This window comes from Arthrobacter sedimenti (assembly GCF_042652025.1).
Taxonomy (GTDB): domain Bacteria; phylum Actinomycetota; class Actinomycetes; order Actinomycetales; family Micrococcaceae; genus Arthrobacter; species Arthrobacter sedimenti.
In genome coordinates this window covers 104,895-118,031 of the sequence record NZ_JBHSDQ010000006.1, presented here as the reverse complement: position 1 = coordinate 118,031, position 13,137 = coordinate 104,895, and the positions used below count along the sequence as shown (strand labels likewise).

Sequence of the window (13,137 nt, the reverse complement as noted above, 5' to 3'; positions counted from 1 at the left end):
CAGTTACGTCTGGTTCACTATGTGGATGACAACGCTGACTGAAACCTCAGTCGCCGGCAACGATGACCGGCGAGAGAACAACAAGAACAACACCCTGAACAACATCGAGTTCACCGCTATTGACCAGAAGTTCATGGTCGCATTGGACGTGGACGGCACGCTGGTGAACCACGACGGCCACATGTCCCCGGGCGTGCGCGAGGCCGCCCAGGCCGTGGTGGCCGCCGGGCACGAGGTGATGATCGCCACCGGCCGCTCCCTGAATGCCACGCTTCCCATTATCGAAAAGATCGGCATCGAGCGTGGGTACGCGGTGTGCTGCAACGGCGGCGTGACCCTCCGGCTCCACCCCGAACTGGAAAACGGCTACGAGGTGATCCACAAGGCTACCTTCGATCCCGCCCCGGCCCTGCGCGCCCTCCGGGAACGCCTCCCGTCCGCCAAGTATGCGCTGGAGGACGCCGACGGCAACTTCCTCTCCACAGAGCGGTTCCAGGACGCCAGCTTCGGCGTCGAGGCCGTGGGTGTCGACTTCCACACCATGCTGGAGTCCACCGCCGTCCGCGTGGTGGTGTTCAGCACCGAGAACACGCCCGAGGAGTTCAACGAGGCCATCAACCACGTGGGCCTCGCCGGGGTCACCTACTCCGTGGGCTGGACCGCGTGGCTGGACATCGCCGCCGCAGGGGTGACCAAGGCCAGCGCCCTGGAGAACCTCCGGGTCCGGCTCGGCTTCGAGGAGCACCTTACCGTTGCCGTGGGTGACGGCCGGAACGATATTGAGATGCTCACTTGGGCAGGACGCGGCGTGGCTATGGGGCAGGCCCCGGCAGAGGTAGTGGCAGCAGCGGACGAGGTCACCCACTCCGTGCACGACGACGGCGCCGCCCACGTGCTGCGCAGCCTCCTCTGAGCAAAATCCAGCAGTTTGCCCCATCAGATATGGCTCCTAAACTCCCGTTTTAGGGGCCATTACTGATGGAGCAAGCGGGAATTCAAGGCGCAGTGCTCGGCCAAGGCAGAATAGGGGCATGACCCTTACGACGTTCGCCCTCGTCCGCCATGGCCAGACCGACTGGAATGCCGAGCGCCGGCTGCAGGGGGCAACCGATATCCCCCTGAACGACGTCGGACGCGGCCAGGCGCGTGACGCCGTCGCCGTCCTTGCCCCTTACGAATGGGACGCCATAGTCTCCTCGCCGCTGAGCCGTGCCGCCGAAACCGCGGACCTCATTGCCGAGGGGCTCGGGCTGACGGTGTCCCGCCGTGTCCCGGAACTCACCGAGCGCAGTTTCGGCCCTGCCGAAGGAATGCAGGCCGGCCCGGAACTGGAGGCGCTGCGCGTGCCCGGCGGGTTCAAGGGTGCGGAAAGCGAAGACGAAGCGGCAGACCGTGGAATTGCGGCTCTGGAAGCCCTGGCGGAGGAGTTCCGGGGCCAGCGGCTCCTGGTGGTCACCCATGGCACTCTGCTGCGGGTCAGCCTCAGCCGCGCCGTCGGCCAGACCCTGGCCAGCGTGGACAACGCCGCGCTTAACCTGGCGCACCACCATGCGGTCGACGGGTGGAAGCTGGAGTACTTCAACGGAGAGCCCGTGATGGCGGCTACCGGAGGCTAAGGGTCCAAGGGGCGCAAAAACCGAGTACGACGGCGGCACGCGTCTGAAGCGGTCAGCCCACCTCGAGGATCAAGGCCAGCAGCCGGGCGGCAGCGGGCCGGGCGGCATATTCCTCATTCCACTGCGCCCGTGCCACGGCTTTGCTGACGGCCTGGGTGGTGATCCCCAGTTCCTGCGCCACCGCTTTCTGCTGCCCGCGAACGCCGGGGGTCAGCAGGTCCAGCACCCGCCATTCCGCCCCTGAGCGGTCCCGCACGATGTGGCCCAGCAGCCGGAGGATGGCTTCGGCGTCGTGGGCTACATCAGCCCGCGGCCCCTCCACGGCAACCGGGATGCGCTCCTTGCTGTTGCGGAGCCGGTCCACCGCCCGGCGCGCGTAGACCAGGCCGTGGCCGGATGCATCCTTGATCTGGTTGGGCAGCGGCTCGTCCACCGGCCCTGCCCCGATGCCCACGTACCAATGCCCGCTGCGGAGCGCGATCAGGCCGGCGTCCACCGCCTGGTGCGGGCAGTCGACGATTCCCTGGACCTCGTCCTCCACGGACCGGTCAAAATCCAGGCGCGCGGGGATGTGCCGCAGTGCCTTGAGCAGTTGCGGAACCTGGTCGCCGTCGCGCCGGCTGTCCGTCTGGTTGATGGTGAGGGTGAACATTCTGGGTCCACACTACCCGGAAGTAGGTACGGCGAAACGGCCGGTTTCGCAGTCAGCCACCGTGGCCACAACCGGGCCGTCGGTAAAAACGCAGAGGACCCGCATCAGGTGCGATGCGGGTCCCAGCGGTGAACGCGGCAGTGAATAGGCTGCGGCTACTGCTCCGCGGAGGCGGCTGCGCCGGTTGCCGGGAACCGGTCCCAGGCGCGGTGCGCGGCGAGCAGCCCGGAAACCTCGGCGGTCACGTCATGAGCGTTGTCTCCCGCAGCGACGCCTACCGTTTCCTGCTGAATACCGATCGCCTCAAGAACGGCGGAGCCGGAGCCCCAGACGCCGATGGCCTTGGCGTGGCGGTACGCCTCGGACAGCATGAGGGCCACGCGCGGATCCGGGGCTCCAACCGGTTCCCCGGCTTTGGCGTCGCGCCCGGCGGTGGCGTCAGGCCCGGGCTGCTTGCCCCCGGCGACGATCAACGCGTCGAACTCGGTGGACCTTGCCGTGAGGAAGGTCCGCTGCACGGTAACCGAAAGCCCGTCGGAGGAAAGTGTGCCGCCGGTTGGTGCGATGACCAGCGGAACCATGCCCTCGCCGTCGAGCGCCTTGCGGGCAGCCTCCACCTCGGCAAGGTCGCTGGAGGAATCGGCAATGATGCCCACCACGCGCCCGGCAACCGGCCACGTGTCTCCCACCTGGGACACGGCCGGGCTGGGCTCCCGGTCCGGGACCTGCTCGGTGGCGTCCGGGGCGGGCATCCCCAGGCCGGCGGCAACGGCGGCGCACAGTGCGGCGTCGATGTTGGCCAAAGCCTGGAGCTGGCGTTCACGGACGGCGGTTTCGAAGCACTTGCCGAGCTCAAACGTGTACGCCTGGACCACATGGTCCTGCTCCACGGCGCTGAGGCTCCGGAAGAAGAGCCGGGCCTGGCTATAGTGGTCATCGAAGGACGCCGGATTGCTCCGTTCCTTGATGGATTGAGCAACCGCCTCGGGCACATCCACATACGCACCCATGTCCTGCCCGGCCAGGAACGGGCAGCCGCCGTCCAGCGAATTGGGCCGGTAAGGCGCGGCACCGCCATGGACCGCCGTCTGGTGCATGCCGTCGCGGAGCATGTCATTGACCGGTGCGTGCGGCCTGTTGATGGGAATTTGCGCGAAGTTCGGGCCGCCCAGACGCGAAATCTGGGTGTCCAGGTAGGAGAACAGCCGGACCTGCAGCAGGGGGTCGTTGGTGACATCGATGCCCGGCACCAGATGCCCGGGGTGGAACGCCACCTGTTCGGTTTCGGCGAAGAAGTTGGTGGGGTTCGCGTTGAGGGTCATGAGCCCGATGGGCTGCACGGGCGCGAGTTCCTCGGGGACGAACTTGGTGGGATCCAGGAGGTCGATGCCCTCAAACATCTGATCTTCGGTGTCCGGGAAGGTCTGGATGCCGAGCTCCCACTCCGGGTAGGCGCCGGCCTCGATGGCGTCGGCCAGATCGCGCCGGTGGAAGTCCGGGTCCATACCGTTGATGATCTGGGCTTCCTCCCAGACCAGCGAGTGCACGTCCTGCTTGGGCTTCCAGTGGAACTTCACCAGCGTGGTGTCACCGGCAGCGTTGACGAGACGGAACGTGTGGACGCCGAAGCCCTCCATGGTCCGGTAGGAGCGGGGGATGCCGCGATCGGACATGTTCCACAGGGTGTGGGCCTGCGCCTCGGTGTGGAGCGACACGAAATCCCAGAACGTGTCGTGCGCGCTCTGGGCCTGCGGAATCTCCCGGTCGGGGTGCGGCTTGGCCGCGTGCACCACATCCGGGAACTTGATGCCGTCCTGGATGAAGAACACCGGGATGTTGTTTCCCACCAGGTCGTAGGTGCCTTCATCCGTGTAGAACTTCGTGGAGAACCCCCGGGTGTCCCGCACCGCGTCGGCTGACCCACGGGAGCCAAGCACGGTGGAGAACCTGACAAACACAGGCGTCTCCACGTCCGCGGCAAGGAAACCGGCGCGCGTGACTTTGGCAGCCGTCCCGTACGAACGGAACACGCCGTGTGCTCCCGCTCCACGGGCATGGACAACGCGCTCCGGAATCCGCTCGTGGTCAAAGTGCGTGATCTTTTCGCGCAGATGATGGTCCTGCAGAAGGATGGGACCGCGCGCCCCGGCCTTCAGGGAATGGTCCGTATCCTGCAGCCGCAGCCCCTGGGCCGTGGTCAGGTACTGGCCGGACTGGGCACGTGCGGTGGCCGGCGCGCCGGTCGGGCTGCCCGTGGGGGACACGGCTTCGGGAGCGCGCTGGTCCGGCTTTGGCGGCAACGGCTCCCGAGGCGTCGTGGGCTCCTCAAGCGCCGGAGGCTCGCTGGACGGAACCCCGGGAATTACAACATCGTCTTCGGCTGGCATGTCTTGATCTCCCCACATTTGATGTTCCCAGCCTTCGCCGCAGCGAAAACTAAGCTTGCTTAGTATCCTACAGGTGCCCACGGCCCACAGGGCAAGGTTCGACGGCGGGGGTTGCCTGCCTGCCCCTTCATCTGTTGCGATGGGGGAACGGCCGCCTGCAGCGGCACACCCGAGGTGAGGATGGTTATGGCCGGCAGCACTGGGCAGGATGAGATGCAGGATGAAGCGCAGCAGAATGGCCTTCCCCAGGAAGAACTCGAACTCGTCGACAAATGGTGGCGGGCGGCCAATTACCTTTCGGTAGGCCAGATTTACCTGCGCTCCAACCCGCTGCTGCGCGAACCGCTGCAGGCGGAGGACACCAAGTCCCGCCTGCTGGGCCACTGGGGCACCACCCCTGGACTCAACTTCGTCTATGCCCACCTGAACCGCGCAATCCGCCGCGACAACCTCGAGATGCTCTTTGTTGCCGGCCCCGGCCATGGCGGTCCCGCCGTCGTCGCCAATGCCTGGCTGGAGGGAACGTACTCCGAAATCTATGCGCACGTGGGCAATGACGAGGCTGGCCTGGCTGAACTGTTCCGCCAGTTCTCCTACCCCGGCGGCATCCCCAGCCACGCGGCCCCGGAAAGCCCCGGCTCCATCAGCGAGGGCGGCGAGCTCGGATATTCCCTGGCCCACGCCTACGGATCGGTGTTCGACAACCCCCAGCTGGTGACCGCCGTCGTGATTGGCGACGGCGAGGCCGAAACCGGGCCGCTGGCCGCCAGCTGGCACTCGCACAACTTCCTGGATCCGGCCGTGGACGGCGCCGTGCTGCCCATTCTGCACCTCAACGGCTACAAGATTGCCAACCCCACCGTCCTGGCCCGGATGCCGCAGGAGCAGCTGGAGCAGCTGCTGCGCGGCTACGGCCATGAGCCCTACTTCGTGACCGTGGCGGACCCGGATGACACCGCGCAGGCGCACCGGGATTTCGCGGCCGTGCTGGACCGCTGCCTGGCCGACATCAGGGCCATCCAGGACGCCCACCGGCAGGACGCGGCCGGCGAAGAGGCGGGGGAGGGCGGGCACCGCTGGCCCATGATCGTCCTGCGCTCGCCGAAGGGCTGGACCGGGCCCCGCACCGTGGACGGGCTGCAGGTGGAGGGCACGTGGCGGGCCCACCAGGTTCCGCTGCCCGAGGTCCGCACCAACGGCGAGCACCTGAAGCAGTTGGAAGAGTGGCTGGAGTCCTACCGGCCGGACGAACTGTTCGACGGCGACGGCCGGCTGCGCGCGGACGTCGCCGAAGGTGCGCCCACCGGCGACTTCCGCATGAGCGCCACGCCGCACGCCAATGGCGGAGTGCTGCGGCGCGCGCTGAAACTGCCCGCGTACCAGGACCACGCCGTCGAGGTTCCATCTGCCGGCGTCGAGCGCGTCAGCCCCATGGTGACGCTCGGGTCCTGGATGCGGGACGTCATCGGGCAGAACATGGAGAACTTCCGGCTGTTCGGCCCGGATGAGACGGCGTCCAACCGGCTCCAAAACGTCTACGAGGTCACCAACAAGGTGTGGCAGTACCGGATTGACGACGTCGACGAGCACCTTGCGCGCTCCGGTCGGGTCATGGAGGTGCTGAGCGAGCACCTGTGCCAGGGCTGGCTGGAGGGCTACCTGCTGACCGGGCGGCACGGGGTGTTCAACTGCTACGAGGCCTTCGTGCACATCGTCGACTCCATGTTCAACCAGCACGCCAAATGGCTGAAGGTATCCCGCAAACTGCCCTGGCGCCAGCCTGTCCCATCGCTGAACTACCTGCTGTCCTCGCACGTGTGGCAGCAGGACCACAACGGGTTCTCGCACCAGGACCCGGGCTTCATCGACCACGCCGTGAACAAGAAGGCCGAGGTTATCCGCGTCTACCTGCCGCCGGATGCCAACACCCTGCTGTCCGTCATGGAGCATTGCCTGGCTTCCACGGACTACGTAAACATCGTGGTGAGCGGCAAGCAGCCGTCGCCCACCTGGCTTAGCCCGGCGGACGCCGCCAACCACTGCCGCCGGGGCCTGGGGATCTGGACGTTCGCGGGATCCGAAGTGCCCGGGGAGGAGCCCGACGTCGTCCTGGCCTGCGCGGGCGACGTCCCCACCGTGGAGACCGTGGCGGCCGCCGAACTGCTCCGCGACGGTGCGCCGGGGCTCAAAGTCCGCGTGGTGAACGTGGTGGACCTGATGCGGCTGCAGGATGAGAGCGAGCATCCCCACGGCTTGCCGGCCCACGACTTTGACGGGATCTTCACCCCGGACAAGCCCGTCATCTTCGCCTACCACGGCTACCCGGCGCTGATCCACCGGCTGGCCTACCGGCGCACCAACCAGCAGGGCCTGCACGTGCACGGCTACAAGGAGGAGGGGACCACCACCACGCCGTTCGACATGGCCATGCTGAACGGCATCGACCGCTTCACGCTGGCCATCGATGCGATCGACCGCGTACCGGGCCTTGCAGAGAAGCACTCGCTCCTGCGCCAGGACCTGCAGGACCGGCGCAACCGGGCGCGCGAACACACGCGCACCCACGGCGAGGACCCGGAAGAGATCCGGAACTGGAAGCTGGGCGGCTGACGCCCTAAAGCGGGAGGTCGTCCAGCGTGCAGGAGGGCAGGTGGATCCAGCCTTCGCTGCGGGCGGCCTGAGCGTGCCCGGCATCGGGCAGGAGCGTACGACGGCGGGCCACGGCCCGGGCGGTCAGCGAGGCGATGACGGCGTCGAACAGGTCGTCCGAAGCAGTTATCCTGTCCCGGTGTCCGGCCAGGTCCAGCCAGGGCGCCTGCTCTTCGAGGGCCGCCAGCAGGAGGCTTAGGCGTTCCGCTTCCGGGATGCCCCGGCCTTTGTAGCCGCGCCCGTTCATTCCCCAGATCTTGAGTGCGGCTGCCGGGTACACCTCGGCGAGCCGGCCTGAACCGTCGCGGGGCTGCGGGCCGTGGAGTGCCGCGATCTTGGCCTGGATCACGGCGCAGCGCATGGCCGGATGGGCCAGCCTGTCCGCGGACACGCTGAGCGGGATCAGCCCCGTTTGGGCGGTGCAAAACCGGTCCGTGTCCCGGTAGGCCAGCAGCCGCCGGCCGGCGATCCCGTCGTGCTCAAGGACCGGGGCGGCATCGAAGTTCAGATGGCCGGCCAGGAAGGGGATCAGTGCGTCCGGCCAGCCCACGGGACAGTCGACCCCGGTCATGTCGCAGTTGCCGACCAGGTCCACGATCTCCCGGTCGTCCACGTCCAGGGCCAGGTGGGCGAGCTTGGCCCGGTCATTGCTCCACTCGATAACCGCCACCGCAGTCTTCTTCGTGGCGGCCGCCAGATCCACACCGAGGGTCTTCATTGACCTGTCAGACGCGCCGGTAGCGGAGGGCGTTGTCCACCACGCCAGCCTCGCCCAGGTCATCACCGCGGGCAAAACCGGCCCACAGTGACCTCACCGCCCTGCCGGTCATGTCCACATCCTCCCAGCGGGCGCCGGCGATGAGCCCCACGCCGTCCCAGGTTTTCCGGTTTCCCAGCAGCAGGGGCAGGTCCACGGTGTGGGCGGCGCCGAAGATATTGCCGGGTGCGTGCCAGTCCAGGACGTAGCGGTGCACTTGTCCGCCTGCCTTGGCGTGCCGGCGGGCGAAGCGACGGGTGGCCCGGCCGTACACGGTCTCGGTCACCACCCAGTCGATGGCACGTACGGCGGCCTTGCCTACCACCGGAACCTTGGCCACGCGCATCAGGCGCGGGCTGCGGGGGAGGAACAGCCGGGCCTCCTCGGAGGTATGGCCGATCAGCACGTCGATGGCCGGTGCGGTCCGGTTCCAGGCAGCCTCGATCGCGGACTCCTCGGGGAGCGGATCGTGCCCGTACTGGGTGCCAAAGGGCATGGCCGCCAATATGCCGAACTTCTTGGCCACCTGCGTCACCTGGGCTTCGAGCGCCACCACGTCCATGGCAGGGGTCTGTTCGGTGACGCCGTCCGCGGCGATGCCCATGGCGTGGTTCATCTTCGCCCGCCCTCTGGTGATGCCCAGCGGCGCGCTCTGGATGATGGCGCGCTGGAAGAGTGCGGGCGCCTCAGGCGTGGCCATCAGGTGGGCGATCGCGTCGCCGCCGGCGGACTGGCCGAAAGCCGTGACCTGGCGTGGGTTCCCGCCGAATGCCCCGATGTTCCGTTGCACCCAGCGGAACGCCTCAAGCTGGTCCAGGAGCCCCAGGTTGCCGGGACGCCCGGCAGGCGTCGCCAGGAAACCGAACAAACCCAGGCGGTACGTCACGGAGACCACGATGACCCGGTTCTCGGCCACCAGCCGGGCGGGGTCGAAGATCGCCAGGTCGCCCGACCCCGTGGTGTAGGAGCCGCCGTGGATCCAGACCATGACGGGCAGCTTCTCGTCCGGAGCGAGATCGCCGGGCACGGTGATGGAAAGGTTCTGGCAGTCCTCGCTGCCGGGCAGCTCACCGTATTTGGTGCCCAGGACGGCGTCGAGGAACGGGACCGGCGCCTGGGGGCACGCCGGGGAGAGCGACGTTGCCGCAAACTCGGCGGTCCAGTCCGGGGCCGGTGCCGGCGGCTGGAACCGTGGGGCTCTGGCATAGGGGATGCCGGTGGCACGGATGACGTCGCCGTCGCGCCATCCACTGACAGGCCCGCAGGGCGGGTGGAACAGAAGCTGGGAGGTCAGGGCTGGCTCGGGACTCACAGCCCCACCATGCCATAAGTTCCTGAAACAACGACGGCGGGTGTCCGGCTTCGAAAAGCCAGGCACCCGCCGTCGGACTGGTGTGAAGGGTGGGGTCAGTGTCCGGTGGGCACGTAGCGCTTGATGGACGCTTCCAGCTCGGCTTCGGCGGCTGCGCGGTCGCCCCAGCCCTCGGCCTTGACCCACTTGCCGGGCTCCAGGTCCTTGTAGCGGGTGAAGAAGTGCTCGATTTCCTTGATCAGGAACTCGTTGACGTCGCTGACTTCCTGGATGTGGTCAAAGCGGGCATCCACGGGGACGCAGAGGATCTTGGCATCTCCGCCGCCGTCGTCGGTCATGTTGAAGACGCCGATGGGGCGCGACTCAACGATGACGCCGGGGTGCAGGTCGAAGTCCTGCAGAAGCACCAGTGCGTCCAGCGGGTCGCCGTCCTCGCCGAGGGTGTTCTCGAAGTACCCGTAGTGCGTGGGGTACTGCATGGAGGTGAAGAGGACGCGGTCCAGGCGGACGCGGCCGGTCTCGTGGTCAACTTCGTACTTGACGCGTGATCCCTTGGGGATCTCGATGGTCACGTCGTGCTTCATGGGAATGCTCCTCGGCAATTGCAGGGGGTGCGCGGCACACTTGACGGGCCCACAAAAAAGAGTGTCGGTGCCGCCGACTACAATTGAGGATATAGCGAGAGGCCCTGGAATCAGGAACTTGTGGGGAAATTTCAGGACTTGAGGACCAGCACCAGCATGACCAAATCAACCGGCGGGGAACCGTTGCGCGCCCGTCGGTCCAGCCGGCGGGAAAGCCCGGGCCAAAGTCCGGGCAAGCCCTGGCCGCTGGCCCTCGCTGCCTTGATCCTGATCGTCCTTGCCATCCCGGGGGTCCTGTTGGTGGCCCCCGGGTTCAGAGGCCCTGAGGCTCCCGCACCCGTCCCGGCGCCGCCTGCGTGGCAGCAACCGCCCGCCACGCTTTCCGCTGCGCAGGTGCTTGCCCCGCTCCAGCCCTCGGCTCCGGTCCCCGCGCAGCCGGCGGTGACAGCCCAGGTGGACCCGGTGTTAAAGGCCGACGGCGGCGGTACTTTCACGGGCATGGTGCAGGACGCGCTCACGGGCCAGGTGCTCTTTGACCGGGGCGGCGCGGACGGCCGGGTGCCGGCGTCGAACCTTAAGCTGCTGACGGCGCTCGCCGCGCTGCGCACCCTGGGGCCCGATCACCGCTTCACCACGAAGGTGATTCAAGGCCCTGCCCCGGGCCAGGTGGTGCTGGTGGGCGGCGGCGACGTCCTGCTGGGCGTCGGGGAGTCGCAGCCGGAGCAGGTGATGGGCCACGCGGGCCTCGCCACGCTTGCCGCAGCCACCGTGCAGGCGCTGCAGGCCGCCGGCACAACCAGGGAAATCACGGTGCTGGTGGATGATTCCCTCTTTACAGGTCCCGCACTGAACCCCAACTGGCAGTCCGGGGACGTGGAAGCCGGGGAAATCGCCCCGCTGTACCCGCTGGCCCTGAACTCCGCGCGCTTCGATCCCGCCGTCACCACCGGCCCCCGCCCGCAGGACTCCGCCCTGGCTGCAACCCAGGAATTCGCGGCCCTGCTCCGCGCGGCAGGTGCCGGTGCGGGACTGACCGTGGCGGCCGGCGTCGAACGTTCACCGGGAGCGTCCCAAGCCAACGCCGCACTCCTCGCCGCCGCCGACTCCGCCACAGTGGCGGAGCAAGTGAACCTCATGCTGCAGGTCTCGGACAACTACCTGGCCGAAACCATGGGGCGCATGGCAGCGGTGGCAACCGGGCGGCCGGGCAGCAATGACGGCGCTACCGCGGCGGTTGCTGCCGAAGCTGGGGCCGCTGGCTTGTCCTCGGACACCATGAAACTGGTGGATGTCTGCGGCCTGGCCATGGGCAACCAGGTTTCCGCCCGCCAGTTCACGGACGTGGTCCGGGCCATTACCACCGGTGCCGATACCAGGCTTCGTGCCGTTCTGGACGGCTTCCCGGTGGGTGGCTTGTCCGGCACGTTGTACATGCGGTACGGAGACGCCACCACCTCCGGCGGCGCCGGGCTGGTGCGGGCCAAAACTGGGACCTTGAACACGGTGCTGGCGCTGAGCGGCTATGTGGTGGACGCCGACGGCAGGCTCCTGGTGTTCTCGTTCCTCGGCAACGGCCTGACGCCGGGGGCGGCCGGCAACAAGGAAGCGCTGGACAGGGCGGCCACGGCGCTTGCAGGCTGCGGCTGCCGCTAGTACCGCTGCCGCTACTGCGGCTGGACTCCCAGGAAAGCAGCCATCACGACGGCGGCAAGCACCGATGCCCAGCCCTTGCGCGGGCCTGCGGTCAGGGGAGTAACAGGGCGGTAGGGAATCATGGCGGCCTCCTTCGGGGCGGAATCTTCCTGTGCTTCCAGCTTGGCTGGCCTGGCTGGGGCCGCGCTTTCGGCCTCCTGTGCAGCGGCTGTGTAAGTTCGCCGGTGAGCGAACTTAAGGACGATCCCCAGCCGGCTGTGTTCTGATGGGACTCATGGAGTCCACTGCGCGCGAGTCCGCATCGACGTTGTCCTCAGCAGCCCAGTCCAACGGGGCCCAATCCAATGGGGTCCACCCCGACCAGGCGCAGGCCCTGATCAACTGGGACCTCGCTGCTTCCACCGCGGCACGGCTGGCTCCGGCCGGCCCGGTACTTGACGAAAAGGCCATCGGCGAGGCGGTGGACAGCCTGCGCCGACTTGCGGACGCGTCTGTGCCGCACGTCCACGAAATCACCGGGCTGGAGGCGGCACGCGACCTCCGCGACTCGTCGGTGCTGGTGGTGGACCGGGCATCGTGGGCCAAGGCCAACACCCAGAGCTTCGCAGTGATGCTCAAGCCTGCCATGCAGAAGATGCTGGACAGCCGGCGCGGGTCCCTGAGCCCCTCTGCGGCCAGCGTCAGTGGTGCCATCACCGGCAGCCAGCTGGGCGCCGTCCTGGCCTTCCTGTCCAGCAAGGTCCTGGGTCAGTACGACCCCTTCGCGGCACTGGCCGAGAACTCCACGGCTCCCGCCGGCGGCCGGCTCCTGCTGGTGGCGCCGAATATCGTCTCGGTGGAACGCGAGCTCAACGTCACGCCGGAGGATTTCCGGCTCTGGGTATGCCTGCACGAGCAAACCCACCGCGTCCAGTTTGCGGCCGCCCCCTGGCTGCGCCACCACATGCTGGAGCAAATCGACAACCTCAGCGGCCACCTCCTGGGCAACGTCGACTCCCTGATGGAGCGCGCGTCCGCTGCCGCCCGTTCCCTGAAGGACCGCTCAGCCACCGGGGACGCGCCGCGCCGCGGCGCCATCCTGGACCTGCTGCAGGACCCGGAGGAAAAGGCCGCCATTTCGCACCTCACCGCCGTGATGAGCCTGCTCGAAGGCCACGCAAACGTGGTGATGGATGCCGTGGACGCCAGCATCGTTCCCTCCGTTAAAACCATCCGGCAGCGCTTCAACGACCGCGGCAAGGACCGCGGCGTGGTGGAGAAGTTCATCCGCAGCCTCCTGGGCCTGGACGCCAAGATGCGCCAGTACTCCGACGGCGCCCGGTTTGTCCGCGCCGTGGTGGATGTGGCAGGCATGGACGGGTTCAACAAGGTCTGGGAGTCGGCAGACCACCTGCCCACCGAGCCAGAGATCCACGACGCCAAGCTGTGGCTTGAGCGGATGGGCCTCTGATTGCCTGACGCCCAGTTGCCCGAAGGCGCGCCTGCCGCCGTTCACAGCGGACGACGCCGGCCCGGGAGGCTAGCGCC

The 13,137-nt window shown here is 67.8% G+C and carries 10 protein-coding genes; 5 read left to right on the top strand and 5 right to left on the bottom strand.

Annotated elements, in window-relative coordinates:
- Positions 1-25: 25 nt before the first annotated feature.
- On the top strand, positions 26-913 hold the full coding sequence (locus tag ACFO0G_RS14625; protein ID WP_286400932.1) for an HAD family hydrolase: 888 nt from the start codon (positions 26-28) through the stop codon (positions 911-913).
- Positions 914-1,031: 118 nt separating this feature from the next.
- Positions 1,032-1,616: a histidine phosphatase family protein gene (locus ACFO0G_RS14620; RefSeq protein ID WP_286400933.1), complete on the top strand. Its 585-nt coding sequence runs from the start codon at positions 1,032-1,034 to the stop codon at positions 1,614-1,616.
- 52 nt (positions 1,617-1,668) lie between these two features.
- On the opposite strand, the gene ACFO0G_RS14615 is transcribed toward ACFO0G_RS14620, so the two are convergent.
- Positions 1,669-2,268 carry a hypothetical protein gene (locus ACFO0G_RS14615; RefSeq protein ID WP_376978490.1) on the bottom strand — a complete coding sequence of 200 codons (600 nt, stop codon included), beginning with the start codon at positions 2,266-2,268 and terminating at the stop codon, positions 1,669-1,671.
- A 155-nt stretch (positions 2,269-2,423) separates the two neighbouring features.
- Entirely contained in the window at positions 2,424-4,655 is a 2,232-nt protein-coding gene (locus ACFO0G_RS14610) for a catalase (protein ID WP_376978488.1), read from the bottom strand.
- A gap of 186 nt (positions 4,656-4,841) precedes the next feature.
- Between ACFO0G_RS14610 and ACFO0G_RS14605 the strand changes: the two genes are divergently transcribed.
- Entirely contained in the window at positions 4,842-7,265 is a 2,424-nt protein-coding gene (locus tag ACFO0G_RS14605) for a phosphoketolase family protein (RefSeq protein ID WP_376978486.1), read from the top strand.
- Between the two features lie 4 nt (positions 7,266-7,269).
- On the opposite strand, the gene ACFO0G_RS14600 is transcribed toward ACFO0G_RS14605, so the two are convergent.
- The 3 genes from ACFO0G_RS14600 to ACFO0G_RS14590 all read right to left on the bottom strand — a co-directional run bounded on the left by ACFO0G_RS14600 (position 7,270) and on the right by ACFO0G_RS14590 (position 9,957).
- Complete coding sequence (locus tag ACFO0G_RS14600; protein WP_376978484.1) at positions 7,270-8,022, bottom strand: DUF429 domain-containing protein; 753 nt, start codon at positions 8,020-8,022, stop codon at positions 7,270-7,272.
- A 7-nt stretch (positions 8,023-8,029) separates the two neighbouring features.
- A complete protein-coding gene (locus ACFO0G_RS14595) occupies positions 8,030-9,373 on the bottom strand; it encodes a carboxylesterase family protein (protein WP_376978482.1) in 1,344 nt (447 codons plus the stop codon).
- 95 nt (positions 9,374-9,468) lie between these two features.
- Positions 9,469-9,957: an inorganic diphosphatase gene (locus ACFO0G_RS14590; RefSeq protein ID WP_018762663.1), complete on the bottom strand. Its 489-nt coding sequence runs from the start codon at positions 9,955-9,957 to the stop codon at positions 9,469-9,471.
- Between the two features lie 156 nt (positions 9,958-10,113).
- On the opposite strand from ACFO0G_RS14590, the gene dacB reads away from it, so the two are divergent.
- Positions 10,114-11,610: a D-alanyl-D-alanine carboxypeptidase/D-alanyl-D-alanine endopeptidase gene (gene dacB / locus ACFO0G_RS14585; protein ID WP_376978480.1), complete on the top strand. Its 1,497-nt coding sequence runs from the start codon at positions 10,114-10,116 to the stop codon at positions 11,608-11,610.
- 274 nt (positions 11,611-11,884) lie between these two features.
- Positions 11,885-13,060 (top strand): zinc-dependent metalloprotease, encoded by a 1,176-nt coding sequence (locus tag ACFO0G_RS14580; protein ID WP_286400945.1) that lies wholly within the window; start codon positions 11,885-11,887, stop codon positions 13,058-13,060.
- Positions 13,061-13,137 lie beyond the last annotated feature (77 nt).